This window comes from Porphyromonas macacae DSM 20710 = JCM 13914 (assembly GCF_000379945.1).
Classification (GTDB): domain Bacteria; phylum Bacteroidota; class Bacteroidia; order Bacteroidales; family Porphyromonadaceae; genus Porphyromonas; species Porphyromonas macacae.
This window is the reverse complement of sequence record NZ_KB904127.1, coordinates 14,378-39,569: the sequence shown is the minus strand read 5'-3', so window position 1 is coordinate 39,569 and position 25,192 is coordinate 14,378. Positions and strand designations below refer to the sequence as shown.

The window sequence follows — 25,192 nt, the reverse complement described above, 5'->3', positions numbered from 1 at the left end:
GATTATCCTGTTTATATATATAGAAGAACGAATACCTTTCGCCGTTATAACGTCAAAGGTATTGTTCTGAATCTTGAATATAAAAGTATCAACCGACCTTACTGCCCGGGGCCACCTCTGCCTGAGGCATCACGACCCGTAAATCTCCTGTGGCATCGACTGCCGACAGTATCATCCCGCAACTTTCTATGCCGCGCAGTTTGCGCGGGGCAAGGTTGGCAATAAAGCAAACTTGTTTGCCCACCAGATCTTCCGGCTTATAATAAGCTGCAATGCCGCTAACAATGGTGCGGCCGCCCAAGCCGTCGTCTATCCTGAATTGCAAAAGTTTATCCGTTTTAGGTACTTTGCTGCATTCCAAAACGGTACCCACACGAATGTCCATTTGTTCGAACTGTTCGAAAGCGACCTCGGCAGCTATAGGTTCGGCCCTATGAGCTTTTGCTTCGTTTTCTGTTTTGATATTCCTCAGTCTTTGCATTTGAGCCTCGATAGCTTCGTCTTCGATTTTCTCAAAAAGCAATTCTGCTTTACCGAGAGTATGCCCCACAGATAGCAAATCCACTTCACCCAAACGATCCCACCCGAACGGTTCGGTTTGCAGCATATCCAGCAGTTTCTCCGTACTGAACGGCAGGAACGGCTCGAAAGCGATGCTCAAATTTGCGGTAATCTGAAGGGCTACATTCAAAATCGTAGCCACTCTGTCCATATCCGTTTTGGCCAGTTTCCACGGCTCGGTGTCTGCCAGATATTTATTACCGATACGTGCCAGATTCATAGCCTCTTTAAGAGCTTCTCTGAAGTGGAAATTCTCCAGATTGAACTCCAGTACCGATTTAATCCGGCGGAAGTGTTCGATTGTCTCGCGATCGTATTCGTTCAGTTCTCCACGAGCCGGCAGTTTACCGTCGAAATATTTATGTGTAAGCACCAAAGCACGGTTAACGAAGTTGCCGTAAATAGCAACCAGCTCATTGTTGTTACGTGCCTGAAAATCGCGCCAGGTAAAGTCGTTGTCTTTTGTTTCGGGTGCATTGGCCGTAAGCACATAACGCAGTACATCCTGCTTGTCCGGAAAATCCTTGAGATACTCGTGCAGCCACACAGCCCAATTACGGCTTGTGGATATTTTATCTCCTTCGAGATTGAGAAACTCATTGGCTGGCACATTGTCCGGTAGAATAAAACTGCCTTCGGCTTTAAGCATGGCGGGGAAAACGATACAATGGAAAACGATATTGTCTTTTCCGATGAAATGAATCAGACGTGTATCTTGGTCTTTCCACCATTTTTCCCAGTCATCGGGACGCAATTCTTTCGTATTGCTGATATATCCGATGGGTGCATCGAACCATACATAAAGTACTTTGCCTTCGGCTCCTTTCACTGGTACAGGAATACCCCAATCCAGATCCCGGCTGACGGCGCGCGGTTGTAATCCCATATCCAGCCAGCTTTTACACTGTCCGTATACGTTGCTTTTCCATTCCTTGTGATCTTCCAAAATCCACTGACGAAGCCAATTTTCATGCTGGTCCAAAGGCAAATACCAGTGCTTCGTTTCGCGCAGCACGGGTTTTGTGCCACTGATAACGGAGTGCGGATTTTTCAGATCTGTAGGATTCAGAGAGGTACCGCACTTTTCACACTGGTCACCGTACGCTCCCTCATTATTGCAATGAGGGCAAGTGCCCACGATATAACGGTCGGCCAGAAACTGTTTTGCTTCCTCATCGTAATACTGTTCATTTGTTTGTTCTATAAACTTATTGTTTTCGTAAAGTTTTCGGAAGAATTCAGAGGCCGTTTCCCGGTGCATATCGCTTGTGGTACGACTATAAATATCGAATGTGACACCAAACTCCTCAAACGACTGTTTGATCAAATTATGGTAGCGATCCACTACGTCCTGCGGTGTAATACCTTCGGCCTTGGCTTTCAATGAGATGGGCACCCCATGTTCGTCGGATCCGCCGATGAGCAGCACATCCTCTCCTCTCAGACGTTTGTAGCGGGCATAAATATCGGCAGGTACATATACCCCTGCCAAGTGACCGATATGTACGGGGCCGTTTGCATAGGGCAATGCGGTAGTAATCAGTGTTCGTTTGAAGTCTTTCATCTTTAAGTGTCTATAAAATCCAATTTGAAATGTAAAGTTAATGAATTACCGAAAGAGCCGTATAATCCTTAATAAATATCTATTCGCACCGATATTCAATAAAATATATAAGTATCGACTTTAAAAAAAGAGTACCGATAACTATCGGCACTCTTAGAGCTTTTACAATACTTGTTTATTAGAATGGTTTTTTACTTCGTCCTGTGTTGATTACACGAAAACTTCGCACTTGAAATACATCCGGCTTCGTATCTATTTTTATATCCTCTGCCGAGTTTGATTTATTTGATTTGAAATTAACTGTAATCTCGTTATCCACAGGTATTTGTGTCATAAGATACTCCCAATAGGTTTTTCTGTTTTCAAATCCTAAAGCTAAGCCTTGATCGTCATTCGGATAAAAATGCTCCGTAAAGAAACGAATGCGAAGGGGGAGGAGTGCCTTGGAAAAATCTTTTGGAAGCTTCAACTTTATAGTCATCGGAGACCCTTGAGATTTCCAAACAGAACAAGGATTGTTATTGCTGACGTCGGTATGATTAGCCCGGATAGAAACGAAATTATACTTATCGCGTATTTGTATCTTTACACGTCGTTGCAAATCCCCTTGCCCTTTCACTCTTACAATTACTTCTGAATTATAAATCACTCCTTTGGGGAGTGCTGCAAATTGCAATGTTACCATACCATCTGAGGAAACGCTGGCATCGGTTATGATTTTATCATTCGGTTTACGAATAACCTCGATCTGATTATTTTGGGTACTCAATTTTCCCTTATCGGGATAGTACGAAGCTTTAAAAGTTAAAGAACGAACACCATCTACAACAACAAAACTCGGTTTCTCTACTCTCAACAAACCTTTACCATCAGAAAAAGAAGGGTACGGTTGCATCTCTTCCGAAAGAGCAAAGTTGTTATCCGGGATGGCGCGTTTAGCCTCTTCCAAAGTTTTACGACCTACTTCCGGAGCTCCCTTGACCCCATTGATAATGATCTTCAGGAGCTGATTACGTTTGATATCGAATCGCTGAGATTTTTCTTTGCTGTCGACCAAATCAAGTTTGAAATAACGAAAATCAACTTGATCTTTTAATCGGGCTTTGATTAAAAGATAAGGGTGTGTATCGACATCTCCCTGATTAGATTGTTCATAGGCGAAAATAGGTGTTTCGGCAGGAACGAAATCGCTCTCTTGAGTATCGTAAAGAGGATTACTCATCACCGGTGTTACATGTTGCTCATTAAAACTTACACCGTCAAATGGAGCTATCGTTCCTTTTCTTGTATTATTATACAGTGCGTATGAAACATCCAACAAATCTCCGGTAGTAACCACCAATAGGATTTTAGCTTTATTACGCAAAAGGCTTACCGAGCCCAGATCCTGTTTATCCTCAACAAGTTCATACTCTTTACGCTGCCACATGACAAAAACCTCATCTTTTGTTCTTTCTATGGCAGGTATAAGCTCTCGCTCATCACGCCCCAACCAATCGGCGATTTTATCTTCAGGCAGCGAATAGTTGGCTACGAAATGAATAGTACGTTTTGCTTTTGACTTATTCACTCTGGCTGTAAAGGCATACTTACCTCCACCCAATGATTGCACTTTTGCGTGAGAACGCTGAGTAAACAAACCTTGTTCATTGAAAATCCACAACTCCAGAGAGTTGATAGCCGATTCATCCTCGGCACCGGAACGCAGAATTTGATAATCGGGCATCTTAACGGAAAAAGTTATCAAATCCCCTCTTTCACCCGCAAGTTCGCCCTCTTTTCCCTGAGTACAACTCCAAAAGAGTAGCGGAAATAATATTATATACAAAAATCGTTTCATAAATAGTCTGTTTGAATGTTAGAAATTATAATTCTTCACATCCCGAACACAACGGGTATAAGCTCTTTCCGGTGAACCGTCTCTCCCTCTTATCATTTGATGAGCCACACCATTTGCAGCCCAATAAAATTTCCCGGTCATAATTGTTTTAACCGCACTCTTATGATTATTTTGAAGTCTATCTATAAGTGCTATTTCTGCGTCTGTGGGTAAACGCCAGTCATCAAGTATTTCTTTCCGTCCGTTGATAATTCGCGTTTCTGTATAACCCGCACAAGTCCCCAAGGCATTGGTCAATTCAATCTTTCCATTTCTATACATATCGTATAAGATATTGTCTCCATTATTTCTAACATCTTCATACCTAATAGGGAACGTTGCACCAAGTTGTGAGGCCAGTTCAAAAGAAGGAGAAACCATTTTGGCAGTTTCACGATCATTTTTTGTAACTAACTCTACTACACGTTCGTATTCACGATACTTGCGACGATAAATGCGTTTATAGAAAGTTTTTTGTTCTGTTGGAGGAAATCCTAAAATCATATTTCCATCTTTGGGAGGGATAAGAATTACCACATGATACATTGATTTATTATTAAGATTATCGGGTAATTCTTTCCGCCAGCTTGATTCAACACCGAAGGTATAAGCAATATACTGCTCGGGATACTGCACCACATGGATTTCTTCCATTAAATTATCATTGTTCGTCAACTTTATCGTAAAATGTTTCGGTACATTATTTTCTTGTAATTCGGCATTAAACGATATTTTGGTGGAACTTATCGATACTTTAGGATATTGAGAGCTATGAGTCGGAACCGGTTCTTTTACTTCTAAGCCTGTATCTGAGTCAACATAATTGTACGTACAGCTTGTGATTTCTGCTTTTACAGGGCTTGAAGACTTATAAGCGACTTCGTAGGAGGTGACTACACTCATAACAACATTTTGCTCTTCTACCAGCAAATATTTTGGAGAAGAGATCCCGAAATCTTCTTCTTTCTCATCCCAGGGTTTAACCGAAAGTTCACGTCCTTCCACATCGACAGGAGTGTCTTCATCCAAACCTCCGAGGATCTCTATCAAAACAGAAAGGTCGTAAAGTGTATTTACTTTCAATTTGTTTTCTTTCGGTTTAATGGGGATTTTATAGAAATATTTTTTAGCAGTATTGTCCTTTTCACCTTTTTTCTTCATTGTCAAAGTGAGTAATAACTGTGGGCGTTCATTACTTCCATCGGTCCATTCGGAATAGAACGAATAGAAATGAGCACTTTGATTCGTTTCATTCAGTGGAGAAAAATTCGACATCCGCTCTTTGATGCTGTTTGGCACATTCTCTGCTTTGTTTAGGTAACCTTTTACTCTATAACTGAGTAGCTTTGCCTCAGGAGTACCAATCAGTTCATAACCGTCGATGGCTATTTGGGGATTATTAATTCTGATTTTAGAGATCACCCGCTTAAGGCTTATCTTTCCAAGATTCTTAGTTTTGGGGTCTTTCATATCTACTTTTTTAGATATGTTTCCGATCATTACACAAGACTGAAATCTCTGCTCGTTTAGATTGGTATTCTCAATAACAAGACTTTTCAGTTCATCCAGTGTTTTGGGCATTGAATTTTGCTTAAAATCTTCGTTGGCAACAAGGTAAATCTGAGTTTCAATATTTCCGGGAATTTGTTGTTGCTGTTCGTCAGTTATCGCCACTTTATATTTGCCTTGAGAACTATTCAAAACCTCACAAGTATTGTGCACAAGGATGTTACCGTCAGCCCCTGCCGCAAAAAGCCAGAGTTTCTCTATCTTGTTTTCATTATATTGTTCATCGACGTTTTCTGTAGCTCTTACCACATTTTGGCTTTTGATATTGATGCTGAATGTAAGTTCACCGTCTTTCAGTAAAGGCTCTGAACCCGGTTCGTTATCTTTTGATGAACAACCGCTGCATAATCCTGATAGGAAAATTGATAACAGCATTATTGTCGTATAAAAGTTCTTTTTCATAATCGTTTCCTCCAATTAACTGTTATTCTGCCGGTTGAACAATTTTTATTATGGCTTTCTGCTCTGAACTTTTATTCAGAATCACAACTTTACCATTAACCGTGAAGTAAATTTCAGCATTTCGAGGCTCATTACCTCCCTCGCTTTTAGCCATAACACTTATCGTATAGTCCGTCCCGTCAGCTTTTCCCTCTGATACGTAAGAAGAATGAGTGTCAAAACCGAAATTCAACCCATCAGAAAGTGTAGCTTTCCACATCGTACCTTCAGAAGCTTTTATCCGAACATGGAAAGTAACAGGCTGTCCATATTTAATCGTATGCGAATGACCGTCTGTAAGTTCAGCCGGATCAAGATGCACCAAATACGGTCTAAGGAAATCGTGCTGTAGATTTTCTTTATCCCAGGGCTGCACAGAAGTTGTCAATAATAAACCGTTGTACTCGCCGATTTGAGTAATTGTTCCCTTGAGGTGATAATGATGATTCCGAAGAATTTGATATTTATTATTGCCACCCTCAGCATTGATATAGGTTTTATATGTTGTTGAAATGCCATTATACAATGCTTTTACAAAAAGTATCGGAGCACGTCCTATGGTATCTGAAACTGAATTTGAGAGATTTTCATAAACATAAAGAGCATCTTTATCCGATATAATCTGTTGTGACTTGCCGTGATTAATAAGAGAAACAGATTTACTGTCAAAAGACCAATTCCAAAGAGTATTCTTATCGACAGATTTCTTCAGATCTGCAAGTGTTGAGTTTTTGGCATTGCGAATAATCTCTATAGACTGTATTTTAATGTCATCGTTCTCTGCAGTTTTTTGATTAATCTCCAGAGTAATCTTGGCTACGGTACGGACAAGTTTTACCTCTACACTGTTTTTTCGACCTTCCGCAATGGTGATATTTTCTTGAATACCAACCATTACCGGAATTAATTCTTGATTGTTTTTTCTTTCAGGCAATTGTATTTTTTTGAAATCGTCAAAAAAGATTGTCTTGCTCAAAACAGCAGTCATATCAGCCGTTTCGTTCGCAATAACTACCACTTTGCTGTTTTGGCCAACATGGGCTTGAAGAGATATAGTAGCAGATAAGTTACCTTCTTCATAATATTTTTGCACATCAAGAGCCATACCCTTAAAGACCATTACCCTAAGGCTTTTGATTTGAGTGTCTCCGCTAAATAATTTGCGATCTGCCCGCATCACGGTTCCACTCAGGTTAAGGACAACATCTGCTTCTTTTACCTCTTTCACATTATTGTCTAATGCTTCATCTGCACCGCATCCCGAAATAATCAGAAAAAACGGTATAAGCAGGAATGGGACTATTTTTCGTAGAAACATATTATTCATCTTAGTATAACATTTCGAGATTAATACCATACGAATTGGTGAACCTCATTCCATGGAGATACCACAACCGAAACTTCAAGGTTTGCTTTCAAATCAATGAGAACGTTAAGCATACGCCCGGCTTGTGGAATTAACAATTTCCCTTTATTGTCTTTATTGACTGTGAGTTTGTTTTCTCCTTTGACAAAAAATGAGATATCCAGAGGCATATTATCTGATGTCGGATAAATAGAAAAGACATCGGTTAAAAGGTTACCGGATCTGTCTTCTCTGCCCACCGGGTGATATTTGACCTTTTTACCCATAAGCTCTCCCGTCGCAGAATAAGAATCGAAAGTCTCGCCGACTTCTATTCCATTACCTTTTATATCAAAAGGAACTATGGCTGTCCTTTTTTCCGACTCTTTATTTTTCACCCATTCGTGATAACCTCTTACCACAATACGTACTTGGGCGGTTTTGTGTTGTATATCAATAGTCTTATCCGAGTCATCTGTTACTCCTCCATAAATGATATCTGCGGTTAGAGAACCTTGAAATAGATTGGGAGCCATCTCTGCTACGCCGTTTTGCGATTGCAGCTTTAATACAATATCTTCTGTTTTTTCTGCTGCTTTGAACTGTTCGTACATGTACTCTGAGAAATTAGCCCAAGCGACAAAAGTCAGAGTTTTGGTACCGGAGTAATTTACACGAATAGGTTTACGATGAGTGATATCATTTTCATCCATTTCGATGCGATCAACCTGCTTCCCTTTCTCATCAAAGACAAAAACTATTGCGCGTTTTACCTCACCGGAAGCGGTTATGTCTTGTTGATCTGCATCTAATGCACGTATTCTTACATTAAATGGATGGGAACAGTCAGAGAGATCCTCCTTAATGCATGAAAATATTGTAAAACACACCATCAATAATGATAGAAGGAGGGAATATTTCTTTGTGCAATACATTGTCATATGATTTTATAGAACAAGTTTTAGAGAAAAGGGAGAGTCTGCATAGAGAACTCTACAGGCTCTCCCTTTTAGATTGGCTATCGTATGTTAGCTTTACCAAACAACGTTTTGGTTAACAACAATCCATTCTGCAACTTCACACTTAACATCGAGGTTTGCCACTTTTTTGTGATCCTCAGGATTATTTGTACCGGGACCTGTAATTTTTAGAGTAACCATGTACTTATGATTACGCTCAATCTTGTTCAATCCTTTACCCGTTGTGTAAGTGTATCCATCCTGTTCCCAGTTAACAAGCACAGGATAGTATGTATTACAGTTGTCATCAATCCAGCCAGCTTCTTTAGCTGCTTTCTTTTGATCTTCTGTCAAATCTTTTCCATCAGCTTGGACAAGGGTGGCTTCAACACAAAGAATAGTAGGATGCTGTGGAGAATTGTTTTCCAAAACATAAAATCCCATTCCATTTAATTCTTTGTTTTTATTATCATCCGCACATTCTATAACCAATGATGTTTCTTCGGTATATTTTTCCGGAGTATAGCTTCCTTTAGGAGTTTTAATACCAAACAAATAATTGAGATCATTATTAACCAAAGATGCTCCAAAAATGTTGGATTGCTTCTTTGCAATAAGGGCTGCAACTCTTTTCAACTTAACATTGTAAACAGTCTTAAAACCATCGGCCATTTCCACGTTTATGGTCTTAAACTCCATGCGAGCATTCACCCTTTTAATTACAAGAGGATTCTCACTTAAAATATTGTAGCCGGCTTTGTTTTTCCATCCATAAGCATTTTTACCTTCTTTAAGGTCGATGGAAACAGGCTCACAAGTCATGATCAAATTTTTACCTTCTTGTGTAGCTTTTGCCAATTCTTCTGTTGTTTTCAAAAGCTCTTGTAATGTTTTACCCCTGAAGTTTTTCTCTCCATAATTAGCGACAATTACTAATTTGCGTGTTCCGGCACTACATTCGATATTTTCTACTTCTGCTTTATTCTTTTCTTCTTTATACGCCTCTTGTGCTTCACCGTTGTAGATCATGACAGCCAGTTTGTTAATTTTGGCCTCATCCAGATCAGAACCCAAGCGCATCTTCGGTTCAGATTTCACAACTACGCTTACAGTGGCATTTTTCTCATTATGAAGAGCTTGTGTTTCTTCATCTTTGTTGCAGGCTGCTAAAGACAAAGCAGCTAATCCTAATAGTAAAGATTTTGTTACTTTCATTTTGTTACAATGTTTTTATTAAACTTTTAGTAAATTATTATGATTGCTGATTTTAAAAATTATCTTTAAGATACTTCTGTAGTTCATCAAGATTATGTGCGGCTTGTTGACTTCCATTTGCTTTGGCTTTTTGTAAAAATTCTTCCGCTTTGGCCCAATCTTCATTATAAGCATAAGCCAAGCCAAGCATAGGCCAGATTCTGGAGTCATTGCTTCTTCTTTGAAGTCTATTTACAGCATCTTGATATCTTCCGGCTTGAAGGTCCAAAATTGCAGCATTGATAGCCGGTTCCACATCTTTGGTAAATGTTTCATCTGCAATAGCCCATGCTCCGTACTGTTCTTTACTGCCTTTGGGGTGACTCTGTGCTACGGCGTACACTTCTGCCAGGCTAAGACGGGATGGGTGAGTTTTAATGGTTTCTTTGGCTTTTTCTAAAGAGAATCCTTTCACCACAATGGAGAATACAAGTTCGCTGCGTCTAAGAGGAGGATAAACTTCCTGCAAAAGCATGGAGTAAACCCGCCCATTATCCAAAGCCTTCAATGCTTTTGTACGTCCTTCCGGGGTTGGTATTTTCAAAGCTTCGAGAACATCGTCTTTGGCTGCGAAAGAAAGATTGGATACAGCCTCTTGCAAACCTTCCCAGTCTTGCCCTTTCCAGCTGTTATCGAAGCGTCCTTTTAAGAAAGGATATTTAGAGACCAGATAACCGGCAAAAGAAATGGCTCTTTTCTTTGAGAGTTCTATGTTATAGTCCACTCCTCCTTCGGGAGAGGCATAACCGACCATACCAAGACGATTGAAAACGATATCCTCATTACCTTTTAATTCATTAAGTTTTGCATCGATCTTTGCTAATTCTGAAGGATTATTCTCAAAGTCGGGGATAATATTATACTTGCCGACTTTATAAGATATGTTTGCAATCAATGTTTCTTCACGCCTTTTAACCAATTCTCCCTTTGGTACTATCATGCTGAACTTATATTCAGGTTGGTAGAGAGGATAAAGAAAATTATTTGTCAGAACTTCTTCACTTGCTCCGAGATGACATTCTGCACATCCGCTGTCTTCTGCTCTCAGTATTAAGGAAGCATCTTTCATCCAGGGCTTATAGGCGATTGAGGTGCTATAATTAAATTGTTGGAGTTCTCCGTTTTTACGAGGAATGATAACCGTATTTTCAGTTTGCCCGGGTACCGCTTTATAGTTATTCTCTATGAGCATTTTACGCTGAATAATATCATACCTTTTGCGACCTGCTACAACAAACTGAGGAAGTACGATTTCTTCTGTACCCTTGTTGGAACGAATAATTGGTGTAGCCACCCTCTTTAGATTTGTTCCCATTTTCGGCATATCTGTCAGATCGATCAGCATATTCACATTAACAGATTGACCGACTTTGTGTCCCACATACTGTTCCTGCAGCTTCATACCGGTCGTCTCTTTCTTTTGTGCGAAAGATACCGAAGCACTGCCGGTTAAAAACAGTAAAATCAATATATAACGAGTTGGTTTCATGTCGATAAAGTTATTACTTGATGAAATAAATTAGTGATACAGTGGCTTTGGTAAGGCCAAAATAATTATTGGTTCCTTCGCCTATTTTTTCTCCACATTTAGCGCATTTGAATTTTTCATAATCCAGATAAGCATAGCCGGCACTTATGGAAGCTTCCAGATTAAGTCTACGGTTTATGACCCAATGATATCCATAAGTCAAACCGCCACCGATGCCCCAACCTTGATATCGAAAATCTTTGAGATCTTTAAATCGACCAACAGGTAAATTAATATCGCTAACGTTGTATTCACCACCGATTAAATGAAGACCTAAAAAATGACCGGAAAACGACTCGCAAGTCCAAAACCTCAATTCAGGCATTACTACCCAATGTTTAAACTTACGGTTCTCATGAAAAGAGAAAGGATTATATCCCCCGGAAAGATCTACCGTCCACTTGTCGTTAAGTTTAAACTCCATGCCCAAATTGGGTGTTGTGGTACCCATATAAAGCACATTCGTTTTCAACGAAATATTCTGGGCATAAGTGGTCAGCGATGATGTAAGGACCAAGAGTGTCGATCCCAAGATCAAAAACTTTAAAACCTTGTACATATTATTTTCTTTTAACTCTGTTTTCTAAGAGTTGGAATTAAACGATTATCTTTTTAAGATTGTTTTTTGGTTTTTATTATTAAAGATGAATACCTAAAAACAAATCACTGAATTAAGACTAATTGACTATGTAAAAGTCAGGAATGACTTTCTGGACTTTTTGAATCTTGACAAACAATTAAGACAAAGTTGCTATGGATTAACTTTTCAGTTAATCGGAAGAGAAAGTATCGACACTATTTTTGTAAATTTTTTATTAGTAAAAATAAGTCAACACTCTGAGGGGAACAAGTCGTTTGCAAAATCAGACTTCATCCGAATTCTGAATCAAGATCGAAAGTTGTCAACTATATATAGTTTTGATTTTCAGTTAAGTACAGCCATTCTGAAATATGCTTCTTGTATTACGACTCATGATTTTATGTTGTTTTTAAAAAATTTTCAAATCAAATGCAGAACAAAAGTATAACATAAATAAATAAAAAGCAAGAAACATTAATATTAAAATAAGGTTTTTTTACGGCAAAGTCAAAAATCAAAAGAAGTTTTGACTTAAAGAGCCATATACGCAATACCTTGAATTTTCTACTTATTTAGTGGGATAATTGTATTAGAATTTGGCCGTTTTTTGAAATTATCTATGTTTGATCTTGGCCAATCCGTTTTTAATCAATAACCTGTTTTTTTGCAATGACTAAGGTTGCTTTTTGAAGATATTAACTATCCCATAGATTTTTTAATATGGAAAACCATGGATATCTGCCTGAAGATTTTTGTCCGAATATTTGGAGTACTTCTTTTTGTTGATTCACAAATTGATTTGAGACGATATTCTTTTTGACGGAAAGTTTTTTCAGTACACGTCACAGTACACGTCACGAAAACCTTGTTGATGAAATTTTCTGCCTGATGGTTCAAAATCCATCAGGCAAAGAAAAAAAATCCAAGTTAACTTCGTTGAAAATTCTTCAGGCAAAGGATTTTGAGCCATCAGGCAGAGAATTTTTATGCTTCTTAAAAATTCTTTTGGGTTTTTGTTTGATGGGTTTTCCGAAAAGCGATGAGATTATTTTCTGCTCAGTTTTTTTAACGACTTCATGACCTTGGAATGAAATTTTCTCTTTCAACTTCAACGGGATCGATTTTCCCGAGGATGATTAACGGGAGGTAACAGTTGTGATGAGCCAGCGATTGGCGGCCTTAGGCTCGGCTTTTAGAATGCTGCCGTAGTTTTCCTCATTCATGACCCAGTCCAGTGCAGCCAGACGCAGATAGTTGGCAAGTTCTTCCGGGGTGATGTTCGACTTTTCACATTCCCTGTCCGGTTTTTCTTTGAAATCTACGTTAATGATCAAAGTTCCGCGGGCACTTGCCGTATCTTCAGGATTTCCCTCGAAAGTTAAATCTACGTCGATGTCTACAGTATTGTCTGTCATCAGGCCGACCAGCATATCCACCACTGAGCGATATAATGTTTCGGCTTCGTCGTCGGTATGGATAACGGCCGGATATGGAAGTTCGAAGTGCCTTTTCTCAAAAAGCTCTTTCCAGGGAAAAAAAGGCAATATCCGCCCCATATCCAAATGGGTGGCTTTGAAGTTATGTTCCCCGAATATCGTTTTATCTTCCATCGTATCGTTTTGATTAAATTCGAGACTGATAATATCTTATCTTTGTAATTAACGTATTAAAGATAAAAAATATGGCGAAGATAAATTGTGTGGGGGTAATAACTTCAGGAGGCGATTCGCCCGGGATGAATGCTGCCATTCGTGCTGTGACGCGTGCAGCAATCTATTCTGGTTTATCTGTCAAAGCTATCTATCACGGCTATCGTGGGCTGATAGAGGGGGAGATTAAACTTTTTCATACGGAGAATGTAAGTAACATTATCCAACGTGGAGGTACAATTATTAAAACTGCCCGTTGCCCTGAATTCCGAACACCGGAAGGACGCCGGAAGGCATATGAAAATATGGTTAAGGAGCAGATCGATGCTCTGGTGGTTATCGGCGGAGACGGATCGCTACGCGGTGCCCGGGCTTTTGCCGAAGATTATAACGTGCCTATCGTAGGCATACCGGGAACGATCGATAATGACCTTTGTGGCACGGACAGCACCATCGGTTACAGTACGGCTCTGAATACGATTACGGATGCCGTGGACAAACTGCGCGATACGGCCTCGTCTCACGAACGTCTTTTCTTCGTGGAGGTTATGGGGCGGGAGGCCGGTTTTCTTGCACTCAATGGCGCCATAGCCAGCGGTGCCGAGGCTGCTATTATTCCCGAATATGTTTTTGAGAAAGACCAGTTGGCGGAATATATAGAGAACGGTTTCCGAAAAACCAAAAACAGCAGTATCGTATTGGTGGCCGAGAGTGAAGTAACCGGTGGAGCCATGGGGGTGGCCGAGCGGGTGAAGAAAGAGTATCCGTCTTTCAATGTGCGGGTAACCATTTTGGGGCATATTCAGCGTGGAGGTACACCCAGTGCCGAGGATCGTATTTTGGCCAGCCGTATGGGAGTGGCTGCGGTAGCTGCTCTGATAGACGGTCAGCGCAATGTGATGATCGGCATTGACAACGATACAATCGTACAGGTGCCGTTTTCTCAAGCAATCAAGAAAAATAAACCTATAGATACAGGATTGGTGGATGCCTTGCATATGCTCTCCATCTGAAATTCAAAAATCTTTGTCCCGCTGGTTCAAGCTCAACGGCAGGCAATTGCCGTGGCGTGAAACCAACGATCCTTATGCAATATGGCTTTCGGAAGTCATTTTACAGCAGACGCGTGTGGATCAGGGGATGTCTTATTATCTGCGTTTTCTCGATCGTTATCCCGATATCTTTACTTTGGCTGCTGCCGATGAGGAGGAAGTGTTGCATCTGTGGCAGGGATTAGGATACTATTCGCGCGGGCGCAACCTGTTGAAAACAGCACGCAGGGTCGTGGAGCAGTTCGATGGCTGCATGCCCCGGGATTATAAACAGATCTGTTCGCTTCCGGGCATAGGGGCTTATACCGCCTCCGCCATCCTTTCTTTTGCCTATAATCTGCCTCATGCCTGTGTGGACGGGAACATCTATCGTGTATTGAGCCGTTTGGGGGCTATCGATTTGCCTATCGACAGTACGGAAGGTAAAAAGATATTTCAGGAAGAAGCCAATGCTTTATTGGATAAAGAGAATCCGGGTCTTCATAACCAGGCTATCATGGAGTTGGGTGCATTGGTTTGTACTCCGCGCATGCCCCGCTGTACCGAATGCCCTGTGATATCCTGTTGTGCAGCGTATAAATTGGGCATACATGCAGAGCTTCCCGTAAAACGTGCCAAACCGGAGGTAAAACACCGTTATCTTACTTTTTTCTTCGTGCGTTTACTGTCTCCGGACGGGAATCGTACGCTTATTCATAAACGTCCCGGAGGAGACGTCTGGCAAGGGCTGTATGAACTGCCGTTAGTCGAAACGGATCAGGCGGCTTCCGAGGACGAGCTTTACAGGCGAGTGAGGGAGCTACTGCCTTTCGCCGGAAATGATGCACTGCTTACGGGTCCTTTATTCAGCTTAAAACATGCTCTGACGCATCAGCAGCTGCACATCCTTTTTTATTCCCTGGAGCTCTCGGCCGATCAATATACGGACGATGCCGAAGCCGCCTTCAAAAAGATCAGGATAGAGGAGCTTGATCAATATCCGTTTCCAAAACCGATTAATTTATTTTTTGAATCTGATCTATACTTTTTATGAATGCAGAACGAGTGAATAAGATGCAGGGAGTTCTTTTTATGGCCCTGTTTGCTTTTGCAGCATTTTATATTGCCGATTTTCCGATTTTCAAAACCACCCTTCGGATCAGTCCGCTGATTATCGGTATCATTTTCGGGATGATCTATGCCAATACACTACGGCATAATCTGCCCGAAGCCTGGGTGCCGGGGATAAAATTCTCCTCCAAAACCATTTTGCGCACAGCCATTGTTTTCTACGGGTTTCGTTTGACGTTGACCGATGTGGAAGCCGTGGGACTTAGTGCCGTGCTGGTAGATATCGTTATGGTGACCAGTGTAGTATTGTTAGGCTTGCTTATCGGCCGTTTGCTGAAGCTGGACAGGGATACTTCCATTCTGACCTCTACGGGCAGCGCCATTTGCGGGGCTGCTGCCGTGTTGGGCACAGAGCCGGTGCTCGGAGGCAAGCCGAATAAAACGGTTATTGCGGTAAGCACTGTGGTAATTTTCGGCACTTTGTCCATGTTCCTTTACCCGATGTTTTACCGTATGGGGCTATTGGACGGGATGACGGTAAAGCAGGTTGGCGTTTATACCGGCAGCACCCTTCATGAAGTAGCCCATGTGGCAGGTGCCGGGGCAGCCATGGGCGATCCTTTTATTGCTGCCACTGCCACCATTACAAAGATGATACGGGTTATTCTGTTGGCTCCTTATCTTGTTATCCTCGGCTTTGTCGTGAAGCCTTTGCAGTCGCAAGCGTCTCTTTCCGTGAAACGCAAAGTGCAGATTCCCTGGTTTGCCGTATGGTTTTTGGTGATGATCGGTGTTAATACTTTATTGCAAATCGGAGCCGATGCCTACGGCTTCAGAGACGGTTACGATGCTACAATGAAAGTAGTGGAGTGGTTCGATAACTTCGGTCTGACCATGGCTATGGTAGCTCTTGGTACCGATGCTTCCATCGCAAAATTCAAAGAAGCCGGGTTCAAGCCATTCCTGTTGGCATTGATTTTATTTTTCTGGTTGCTTTTTGCAGGTTATTGGGTTGTAAAGTTCATTGCATAGCCTTTTTCTATTCATAAAAATCGGCTTATTATAAATACCGGATAGCTCTATTGGTGTGTGCCTGTCTCATCGAATCAAAATAAGATTAGACGGGGTCGTGAGTTGCTGCACGTTTGCTTCAGGTGATCTTTATCACCTCCGTCTTGCTTTGGCTGAAGGTTCCGTAGCCTCCTCTTCCCAAAGCAAAACCGGCATACGAGCGAGCCGGTTGCACGTGGCTTTACATCGAATTCACATTTTTATTTTATGTGTGGTCTAATGATGTTTCGTTGGATGCGGTTATTGTAGCGATCAGGCCGAACAGACCGAAAGCAAGAATAAACAGCATTGAGCTGAAACAGGTAAAACCTTTTTTGCGTTTTTGCCTTTTCGCCACTACCCAGAAACCTGCTGCCAATATGAAGTTCAATATCAAAGCCTTGCCACTCGGATCGGTAATGACAGGAAAGATGTAGGCCGTATTATTATGGTTGATCTCTGTGCGGAACGGAAAGAGCCATTGCCGTAGGGTATTCCAAAGCTTCTTTTTGGGCGGAATATGGTAACTGCTTACCTCTTCATACGTGCGGGCATCCCAGGCAAAAGCCGTGCGTCCCTGTTCATTGTCGATCCAAATCGTCCAATAGAGCGGACTGCCGAAGATGCTTAATTTATCATTGTCCGGATCGAAGTTGCTCAGAACCTTTCGGAGTTTGAAATCCTGATTGTAAAGAGCATAAAGCTCGTTTTCCCGACTTACTGCAAAACCCAGCAAAGCATGGTCTTTCGTCGAAATCGGCAGCATATGCCGAACGGCAAATTTTTTAGATGCATGGGTGTCTGCTACTTGAGGCCTGCCCTTGACCATCTTGATTTGGTAGAGTTTACCGGTTTTGTCCAAAGAAAAATATCCGTCATCAAAAGGTTTCTTGGCAAAAGGCAAACCGGCGGTCCATTGTGCCGGAAAGGTAAAACCTGCTTTGTTTAAGGCCGCAGTGAACAATTCGCTTTTCCCTTCGTTCCTTCTGTTATTGCTGCTTTCGATAAACTCCATTTTGTTTTTCAGTCTGAACATATCGGTCGGTTCGGACAGATTAACCAACCCGGAAGCCGATTCGTACATGGGATATAGGGGTATTGAGGGATGATTTTTCTCCTCCGGTTTGTAACGAAAAGTAAACGTTTGCTTGCTGAGTTGTTCCGGGCTGACAGGCATGCCCTCGATGGTATCGGGCAAGGAGCCGTCCATCGTCAACTGTCTGTAGTAGAGCATGGGGTGCAAAGCGTAATATTCTTTCTCTGTGTATTTATTCCCGTTTTCGTCCTGATATACGGATTGTCCCTTATCGTTCTTTTGGTAAAACATAAAAGTTTTATTGATGCTGCTGAAGTGGATCATCGGGTAGCGATCGTACGAATAGGTCAGGAATTGTACGGCATCGGGTATCAACCACGAAGCAAGGAGAGATACGAATAGCAGATATATGATATAGATGATACGTTTCATTCTTTTTCGTTTTTAGATTATTCGATACCGTCTGCAAAATGTCTCAGTGAAATGCAATTGAAGAGTGCAAACAGTACGATCAGGAGAATTAAAAACCATATTATCGGGGTGTACACCAGATTTTCCTGAGACTGATAAAATATGTAGAGGGTTCCCAGAGTTATGATAATATTGAATATTCTTTTGCTCCATTTAGGTTCTATCAGTATCCAGACCATGGCAAGGTAAGCCACACAGCTGCAAATGATTGAGGGAATGGCTGTCAGAATCCATGTCTGAATGACTTCCCGCGGATAGTACAGGCTGCTGTAAGCGATGAAGAAACCCAGGCTGAGGGTCGTTATGGTCAGAGTCGTAATCAGACCGAAACCGAGCATGTTGCCGAGTGTGTGTAAATGATTCAATGGCAGGTGAAGGCTGAGTTTGAGTCTTTTCTTGCGCAGCTCGGGAACGAATTGAGTTACGCCGATGAGAATGCCCGTGAGCATAGGGATAAGACGAAGAGACTGGAAGGGAACCATTCCCTTCAAAATCATCAGCTGCCACAGATAGAGGTTTCCGACTTCTCTGCCGGCGATGTACATTTTTGAGGCTTCAAAGATGTATGCAGCCATCACAAAAAACAGCAGCACCCAGAATGTGAGCCGTGTCTTGGTCCACTCTTTATAATAGATATTTTTATTCATAGTTCGATTTGTTGTTAGTATTTGCCTGTCAGGCCGATAAAAGCATCTTCAAGACTCAATTTTTCTACTGTCAGAGTGCTTTCCGGATAGATGCCGTTTGCCGATAAAAGTTGTGTCACGTCGGTTTCTTTCAGGAATGAATAGAAAGTCCAGCGGTTTTCTTTCCTTTCTACCGATAGGAGTTCCATAAAATTCAACCGGTTTACCGATGCCGGCAGGGTTACGTGAAATCTCCGGAAGTTTTCCAGTATTTCTGCTGTGGGTTTATGAAGCATCAGTCTGCCGTAGTCCATAATCATACAGTCATCGATCAGATATTCCATATCCTGAATAATATGGGAGGTCAGAAAGATCGTTTTATTGCCGGCATGTGCCCAGTCTCGCAGATATTCTACGAAGAGTCTGCGATACCCGGGGTCTAAGCCCATGGAGAAGTCGTCGAGTATCAAAAGTTCGGGGTCTTGAGCAAAAAGAAGCCCCAGAGCCACCTGCGATCTTTGTCCGCACGACATTTTTGCTATCGGCTGTTTGGGTTCTACTTTCAGTTTCGCCATTAACTCGAAGTAAGCATCGGCATTCCAGCGGGGGTAGAAATCCCGGTAAAATTTTTCGATCTGCATGATGTTGAAGAAGGAATATTGGACATGCCCTTCCAGCAGAAGTCCGATTTTAGCTTTTGTCCGGGGAGAGATGCTTTTTGAATCTTCACCCAGTAGAAAACACTCTCCGCTGCGAGGCTTTAGGAAACCGTTCAAAATATTTATGATCGTCGTTTTTCCGGTGCCGTTTTTCCCCAGAAGTCCCAGCACTTTGCCTCGCTCTACTTCAAAAGAGAGCCCCTCATAGACCGGTTTCTGTCCATAATAGTGCGTTATATTCCGGCATTCGATGACTTTATCCATAAAAGTGGTTTATTAGAATGAATAGCCTATGGTAAATCCAACCTCATGGCTACTGTTTTTTATATGGTTGTGGTAGGTGTATTTTATAAATGGAGAAGCAAAAAGCAAACCGGTTTTCAATGCGTATCCTGCACCCGCTTTCAAGCCTATGGCATAAGTTTGTCCCTGCACCGAATTGTATCGGTGTAAAGCAAGAGCTCTTAAAACGGGATTTGAGATATTCTCTCCATCAAAACTCGTTTTTGCCTGTATATTGTGTGTAAAATCTGTGGGCAGGGCGATGTTATATACCCATTTTTGCTTCTTCCAAGTGTAACGAGGGGTGAGGGAGAAATGAAGCAGGCTGAGTTTTACACGGCGGAACGGCTCGTCGTACTGTTCACGGCTGTTTATCCAGGAATATTTCCCGGTGATTTCGAATAAACTGCTGCTCAAGCCGAGCGAGTACCCGCCTGAAAGCGAAATACTCTGCCATACATCGGAGTAAAGGTTTTGTGAGCCGATCAGAGGATATTGATCGGAAGAGGGCAGTCCGTATAAATACTCTTTGCCGGTGGTTCGTTTGTGTACGGCCTTAAGCAGTAAGTAGACGTTGCCTTCGCCGAACAGTCCCGTTTTTCCTGCCTGTGCCGATATTTCGATGCGATTGATCTCGAAAGGAGACAGATTGCCGTTTTCATCGAGGCTTTTGGTCAGTTTCTCCCTGTTGAACGCCAAACCGGCCATCCAGCCCGATGTTTTGTTTGGCGTAAAAGAAAGACCAGATCCCCACGAATAGCCGGATATATAGATGTTTCCATTGTTTGCCAAAAAGCGCGAGTGCACAAAGCCTAACCCCAGATAGTGGTAGGATTCGATCAGATCTCCGTTGCCGAACATTTTTATCTGACTGTGCTGTTTGTAGTAGCCTCCTTGAAGACCAAAAGAGAAAGCATAATCCGGGTTTACATGAAGCCTTAACGCTACATGGCCGTTGATGTCGGAAACCACATTGAGCGGTCTGGGATCCGTTTTTCGAGAAAAAGAGGCTGCACGGTAAGAGACTTCGGCACCGATGGCCGTTTTGGAGAATTGCCGGGCATATCCCGAGGTAAAGCCGTACGTTTCCGAGTGTTCGTTTCCTCCCGTATAGTCTATTGTTGTGTAAGGATAGATGCGTGAAATATCTGCCGATCCGTGCCCCAGTATTTGTTCTTTTTTTGTATTGATATAATTTGCCTGTCCCCAAACAAAATCTTTATTGCCGAGCCGGTGAAAAGCCTCTGCCTCTATTTTGAATGCAGTACGGTTTCGGCTGTATTCCGAGGGGTCTGTGTATTCTTTGCTTCGGAATGTGTTTACTCCGGTTTTCCCGATATAACAATTCTTTTTGTATAGATATATTTTATCGGAGGGAAGCATGTAAACCTCTTTCAAATGTTCGGTGCTTAACAGGTATCGGGTGGGAAACCGGTAACTTTCATTCCCGTTTTTTTCAGTCTGCTGGGCATGGAGCAGGTGGAAACAGGTAAAACAGAGTCCGCACGCCACTGACAGGTGGCGTGCAGACTGCATGAGTTTTTGCATTTTGAAGTTAAATAAGGAAGTCACCGGTGTTATTTACAAAAAGAAGGCTTTTTAATTTCAAAATCTTGTGTGCTGTTGTTTGTATCCTGATAAATTTTCCTTCCGTTTTCCTCTTTCAGCACTTTTCTGATAGTGGCCAAATCTCTTTTGGATTCGTCTTTGTTGCCATTTATGAAAGTAAACCCCTGGTCTAACTTCTTGTTCATGACATCCCAGACATATCCTTGGGCATGCGTATGGTTTACGGCATCGATTACCCAGTCATTGGGAATCATATAGCGGGAGAATTTTTTGAAAATCTTTTCTCCTTTAACAATTGTCGAATAACTATAGTCGTATTTATATTTTTTGAGGTATTCTTTTACCGGAAGTTGCATTTTTGCTATGATATATCCTCTGAACCCTTTACTGTGAGGATTCCATACCGACAGAGAGTAGGAGTAGATTTTTTCCATGTTGGGCACATTGGGAATATCTTCGTCGAGGCTCGGATCTTTCTTCGGGTCGTCGAACCATTCGAAATCAGCTTTGCTTAAATCGGGATAAGACGATTGTATTTTGCTGTGATCCTTGGCGATGTCTGCCAGTACAATCTGTTCGCCCGGCTTTACCGGCACATCTTTGCCTTTGCCCGGAACCATGAAAACCACACCTACGGGTACGGCTTTGTCCAATACAACCGGATTCAGATCTTCTCTTCTGATGTGGTTCATAAAATCCGTTTCGCAGATTACGAGGCTGTCTGCATAAAGCGTTTTGTCCGAGTTATTATAGATAACAAAGTATTTGCTTTGTCTGTACTCTTTATTGGCCGGAGTTTTACTGCCCACAATAAACAATTCGGACAGTACAAAACCGCTACCTTCGACCTCTGCCTGCAATGTCGCTTCTAAATTCAACTTTTGTTTCTCTATACTGATGTTTCTCAGGTAACAGCGAACTACCACTTCTTTAGAATCTTCTTTTCGTTTGGCAGAAGCTTTTAGTTCTATGTTGTAAATACCGGAAGGCACTTCTATTTTGACCTTCCCTCCCGATATTTCAGGGGTGAACGTAAGTTTTTGTTCCTGATTATTCACATTTGTAAAGATGATGGAGAGGTTCTTGATGTCGGAGATGTTTTCCGCCGGGCTGATCTTAAAGATTACTTCCTGTTTGGATACGCCGGGAGTATCGTCGTTTTTACAGGCAATCATGTTCAACAGTATGAAGAAAATGATGCCGAAAGACCATAAAAAATTCTTTTTCATTTTTCTATAAGTTTTTAGTTGATTAAATTTTTACATTCAATTCCATACCAAAGTAGGGATCTGTCTGTCGCCGGCTTTGGTATCCGTTTATCACGATCTTTTCTTGAATATCGAGCAGACGGTTTACGAACAGAGCCAGAGTGAAATGTTTGCCGAAAGTCTTTGTGCCTTTGAAATTGAGGAAAACCGAAATCGGCTCTTTCCGGACAAACTTTTCATTGTTGGCAGAGATATCCGAGAGCCATCGAAGCAGAGGATCATTGGCCATTTCCGGCGTATAAACATGCTCCTGTTCCTGCTTGTCTATATAGGTAATGGGTAGTTCGGCTATTCGCTTGGAGGTAAAAGTATTTTTCCAAACGCCCTGGATGCTGAACATAAAATTCATACCCAGTCGCGGAGCATAGGTGTCGAACATTAGGTTCGTGGCCATATAGTCCGAGGTATAACCGTCGTCAAAGCGATATTTACCCACAAAGGGATATTCTTTGTTGTTGAGGATGACAGACGGATGTTTGTACACCGCCTGAGAGTTGGAGTAATTATTGTGGAAATAAGCCCCGTTAAAAGTGATACGTGTCAGTATCACCGGAATACGGGGGGAGTTGTACTGAAACTCGACACCCTGTTTTTCGGTGTGACTGCCGTTGCCTATTCTTGTGGAAGCCCGTAACAGCGTATCCCGGGCGAAAGGCAACTGCGTGTAATCCGGCGGAGCGGTGATGTGGTCGTGATCGATGCCGGAATAATCGTATTTCTTATAAGTCACAGCCCTGAATTGTGTTTGCGGTCTGAAACCGTTTCTCAAATTTTCTCTGTAAACGGTTATCGACAGGTTATGTCGTTTGTACGAGGCGTCCAAGCGCACTTCCCATTTGTGATTCTGTGCATAGGAGAGTTCGTAATTCGTGGGGTTGGTTTCGTATGACCTGAATACGATACGTCTCAATTCCGGCTTTTGGTGATGGTAATTCAGTTCGACCAGATCGTCGTAATAATGTTCCGGGTAGAGATACCCGATGGTGGGAAATTTGCTGAGTCTGCCGTAGCCTGCTTGCAGGGAAAGCTGCAGCGGATTCTTCCGGATTTCGATTTCCGGAAAGAGCCATTGGATATTCATGCGTGGGTCCAAAGCCATGATTTTGGACAGGTGATATGCAGATGAGAGTGCCGGAGTGCCGGTAGCCCTTATCCCCAGACTGCTGTTTATGCGATGTCCACTGATCGGTATTTTTGTTGTGATTTCGGCAAAGGCCGACAATTGGTGAAAAGCCGGAATGTCTGAAAATTTCCTGTTTCTCGAGCGCATATTGGAGAGGTAAGGAGGCTTGAAGCGATCGAAAACCAGTCCGTCGCCCGAATTTTTGTCCAATTGCCATTCCACTCCTGTTTTGTATTGAGAAAGTACTCTGCCAAAACGCTTTTGACCGGATGCCATCGATTTTGCATGTACAGTCAGGGGTATCCCTTTTACCGCCCATTCCGAAACATATTCGGGTGCAATATAGGTGCCGATGAATTCCCCCTCTCCTTCTTCATTCGGTACGGCTGAAGGTCTTGTCAGGAATATGGTTTGCCTTCGTTTCATCCGGTCATTGCCCAATGAGACGGAAATGAGGTTATTCCATCTGTTTATCCAACCGGGTTCTTTGAAGTATAAATCGAGATTGTTGCTCCAGCTATAGCGTTGGCGCGAATTCTTGAAGAAATCGTTTTGGAAGATAATCTGTTCGTTATCTTTTTTGTAGTTGTCGAAAGAGCCGTTGAAGTCCAGATTGCTGCTCCAGATCAAGCGATGCTTTCCCAGGCTTGTGTTGTGCCTGTTTCGGACGGAAAAACTGAGTCGTTTGAATTCTTCCAGCGGATCCCTTGGATCTTTATTGCTGTGGATAAATGAAATGCCGATATTGAGGCTGCTCTTTTTCCCGCCCCATCCTTTGCCTGTATAATAGAGTTTCGAGGTCAGGTCGGATTTGAAGCGTGCCTCCCAGGGATTAGCTCCTTTTTTTCTGGTGATCTTAACCAATCCGTCAGTGAGATCACCGTATTCTACGGAGGGGATTCCCCGTTCTATCTGAATGTTTTCTATATCGTCCGCAGCAAGCGTACGCATATCCAATCCCATCCCCACGGTCGATTTATTGCCAACGAAAGTTTCTCCCGAAGCTCGCATCCCTTGCAGGTCGGAGTTTGTGCTGATGGGGCTTCCGTCAATGATAAAAGTGGTACCCAATGCCCCCGTCCCATACTTCTCGGACGGAGTATTGTTTTCTCTCAGATGAATGATGTTTGCTTTGTTCATCACCGGATCCGCAGCTTTACCGCCGGGTAACAATTCCAGCACATCTGTAATACTTGACGGCTGTAATAAATTCAACGCTTCTTTGTTAATGGACGAGATGGTACGCAGATGTCTGCTTTCCCTTGCTGTTACAACGACGTCTCCTAATGCAAAGGCCTGGTTTTTGAGCAGAATGTCTATTTGTCTGTTTTTATCCACCTCTACGGATTTGCTCCGCTTTTCGTAAGAAATAATCGAAGCGACTATTATATACCTTCCTTTAGGTATTTTCGATAGAGTATACTCTCCTTGCGTGTTTGTGATGGTGCCGGAAATAATTTTTCCGGCCTCGTTCAGCAGCATGACGGATACAGACTCGATTCCTTCTTTTGTTTCTAAGTCTTTGATTGAGCCGTTTATCTGAAAAAACTCGCTTTTTTGCTGTGCCGGAAGATATATTGTATAACCGAATGACAGGATAAGTACGAGTGCCTTTTGTGCAATGAACTTTAAATTTTGCATGCCTCGAAGATTTAAGTTCAAATATAATTGTACTCT

General features: G+C 42.1%; 18 protein-coding genes. 3 read left to right on the top strand and 15 right to left on the bottom strand.

The genetic code is table 11. The features are described from left to right. Positions 1-88: 88 nt before the first annotated feature. The 9 genes from metG to A3GI_RS11155 form a co-directional block, all read right to left on the bottom strand. Entirely contained in the window at positions 89-2,125 is a 2,037-nt protein-coding gene (gene metG / locus A3GI_RS0104130; RefSeq protein ID WP_018360217.1) for a methionine--tRNA ligase, read from the bottom strand. Between the two features lie 178 nt (positions 2,126-2,303). Further along, on the bottom strand, positions 2,304-3,965 hold the full coding sequence (locus A3GI_RS0104125; protein ID WP_018360216.1) for a hypothetical protein: 1,662 nt from the start codon (positions 3,963-3,965) through the stop codon (positions 2,304-2,306). Between the two features lie 18 nt (positions 3,966-3,983). Further along, positions 3,984-5,975, bottom strand: a complete 1,992-nt coding sequence (gene fimD, locus A3GI_RS0104120) for a fimbrial tip adhesin FimD (RefSeq protein WP_018360215.1) — start codon at positions 5,973-5,975, stop codon at positions 3,984-3,986. A 22-nt stretch (positions 5,976-5,997) separates the two neighbouring features. Then, on the bottom strand, positions 5,998-7,191 hold the full coding sequence (locus A3GI_RS0104115; RefSeq protein WP_262497986.1) for a fimbrial protein: 1,194 nt from the start codon (positions 7,189-7,191) through the stop codon (positions 5,998-6,000). Positions 7,192-7,361: 170 nt separating this feature from the next. After that, entirely contained in the window at positions 7,362-8,294 is a 933-nt protein-coding gene (locus A3GI_RS0104110; protein WP_238319986.1) for a FimB/Mfa2 family fimbrial subunit, read from the bottom strand. A 99-nt stretch (positions 8,295-8,393) separates the two neighbouring features. Beyond that, positions 8,394-9,533 carry a fimbrial protein gene (locus A3GI_RS0104105; RefSeq protein WP_018360212.1) on the bottom strand — a complete coding sequence of 380 codons (1,140 nt, stop codon included), beginning with the start codon at positions 9,531-9,533 and terminating at the stop codon, positions 8,394-8,396. A 52-nt stretch (positions 9,534-9,585) separates the two neighbouring features. Beyond that, positions 9,586-11,061, bottom strand: coding sequence for a DUF3868 domain-containing protein (locus A3GI_RS0104100; RefSeq protein WP_018360211.1), 1,476 nt, complete (start codon positions 11,059-11,061; stop codon positions 9,586-9,588). Between the two features lie 13 nt (positions 11,062-11,074). Further along, positions 11,075-11,659 carry a DUF3575 domain-containing protein gene (locus A3GI_RS0104095; RefSeq protein ID WP_018360210.1) on the bottom strand — a complete coding sequence of 195 codons (585 nt, stop codon included), beginning with the start codon at positions 11,657-11,659 and terminating at the stop codon, positions 11,075-11,077. Between the two features lie 1,157 nt (positions 11,660-12,816). After that, positions 12,817-13,290, bottom strand: a complete 474-nt coding sequence (locus A3GI_RS11155) for a hypothetical protein (RefSeq protein ID WP_018360208.1) — start codon at positions 13,288-13,290, stop codon at positions 12,817-12,819. 71 nt (positions 13,291-13,361) lie between these two features. Between A3GI_RS11155 and pfkA the strand changes: the two genes are divergently transcribed. Genes pfkA through A3GI_RS0104070 form a run of 3 tightly spaced genes read left to right on the top strand, consistent with a single transcriptional unit; the run spans position 13,362 to position 16,463 of the window. After that, complete coding sequence (pfkA, locus tag A3GI_RS0104080; RefSeq protein ID WP_018360207.1) at positions 13,362-14,342, top strand: 6-phosphofructokinase; 981 nt, start codon at positions 13,362-13,364, stop codon at positions 14,340-14,342. Next, positions 14,317-15,414: an A/G-specific adenine glycosylase gene (gene mutY / locus A3GI_RS0104075; protein WP_018360206.1), complete on the top strand. Its 1,098-nt coding sequence runs from the start codon at positions 14,317-14,319 to the stop codon at positions 15,412-15,414. Before pfkA ends, mutY begins: the two co-directional genes overlap by 26 nt. Further along, on the top strand, positions 15,411-16,463 hold the full coding sequence (locus A3GI_RS0104070; protein ID WP_025079538.1) for a YeiH family protein: 1,053 nt from the start codon (positions 15,411-15,413) through the stop codon (positions 16,461-16,463). Before mutY ends, A3GI_RS0104070 begins: the two co-directional genes overlap by 4 nt. Positions 16,464-16,707: 244 nt before the next feature. On the opposite strand, the gene A3GI_RS0104065 is transcribed toward A3GI_RS0104070, so the two are convergent. Genes A3GI_RS0104065 through A3GI_RS0104040 form a run of 6 tightly spaced genes read right to left on the bottom strand, consistent with a single transcriptional unit; the run spans position 16,708 to position 25,156 of the window. Next, complete coding sequence (locus A3GI_RS0104065) at positions 16,708-17,949, bottom strand: DUF4857 domain-containing protein (protein WP_018360204.1); 1,242 nt, start codon at positions 17,947-17,949, stop codon at positions 16,708-16,710. Positions 17,950-17,966: 17 nt separating this feature from the next. Further along, positions 17,967-18,635, bottom strand: coding sequence for a hypothetical protein (locus A3GI_RS0104060; RefSeq protein WP_018360203.1), 669 nt, complete (start codon positions 18,633-18,635; stop codon positions 17,967-17,969). 14 nt (positions 18,636-18,649) lie between these two features. Continuing rightward, positions 18,650-19,537 (bottom strand): ABC transporter ATP-binding protein, encoded by an 888-nt coding sequence (locus tag A3GI_RS0104055; RefSeq protein ID WP_018360202.1) that lies wholly within the window; start codon positions 19,535-19,537, stop codon positions 18,650-18,652. 12 nt (positions 19,538-19,549) lie between these two features. Further along, a complete protein-coding gene (locus A3GI_RS0104050) occupies positions 19,550-21,127 on the bottom strand; it encodes a DUF6850 family outer membrane beta-barrel protein (RefSeq protein ID WP_026215924.1) in 1,578 nt (525 codons plus the stop codon). Positions 21,128-21,132: 5 nt separating this feature from the next. Continuing rightward, positions 21,133-22,353, bottom strand: coding sequence for a DUF4876 domain-containing protein (locus A3GI_RS10490; protein ID WP_018360200.1), 1,221 nt, complete (start codon positions 22,351-22,353; stop codon positions 21,133-21,135). 22 nt (positions 22,354-22,375) lie between these two features. Further along, on the bottom strand, positions 22,376-25,156 hold the full coding sequence (locus A3GI_RS0104040) for a TonB-dependent receptor (RefSeq protein ID WP_018360199.1): 2,781 nt from the start codon (positions 25,154-25,156) through the stop codon (positions 22,376-22,378). Positions 25,157-25,192: the final 36 nt, after the last annotated feature.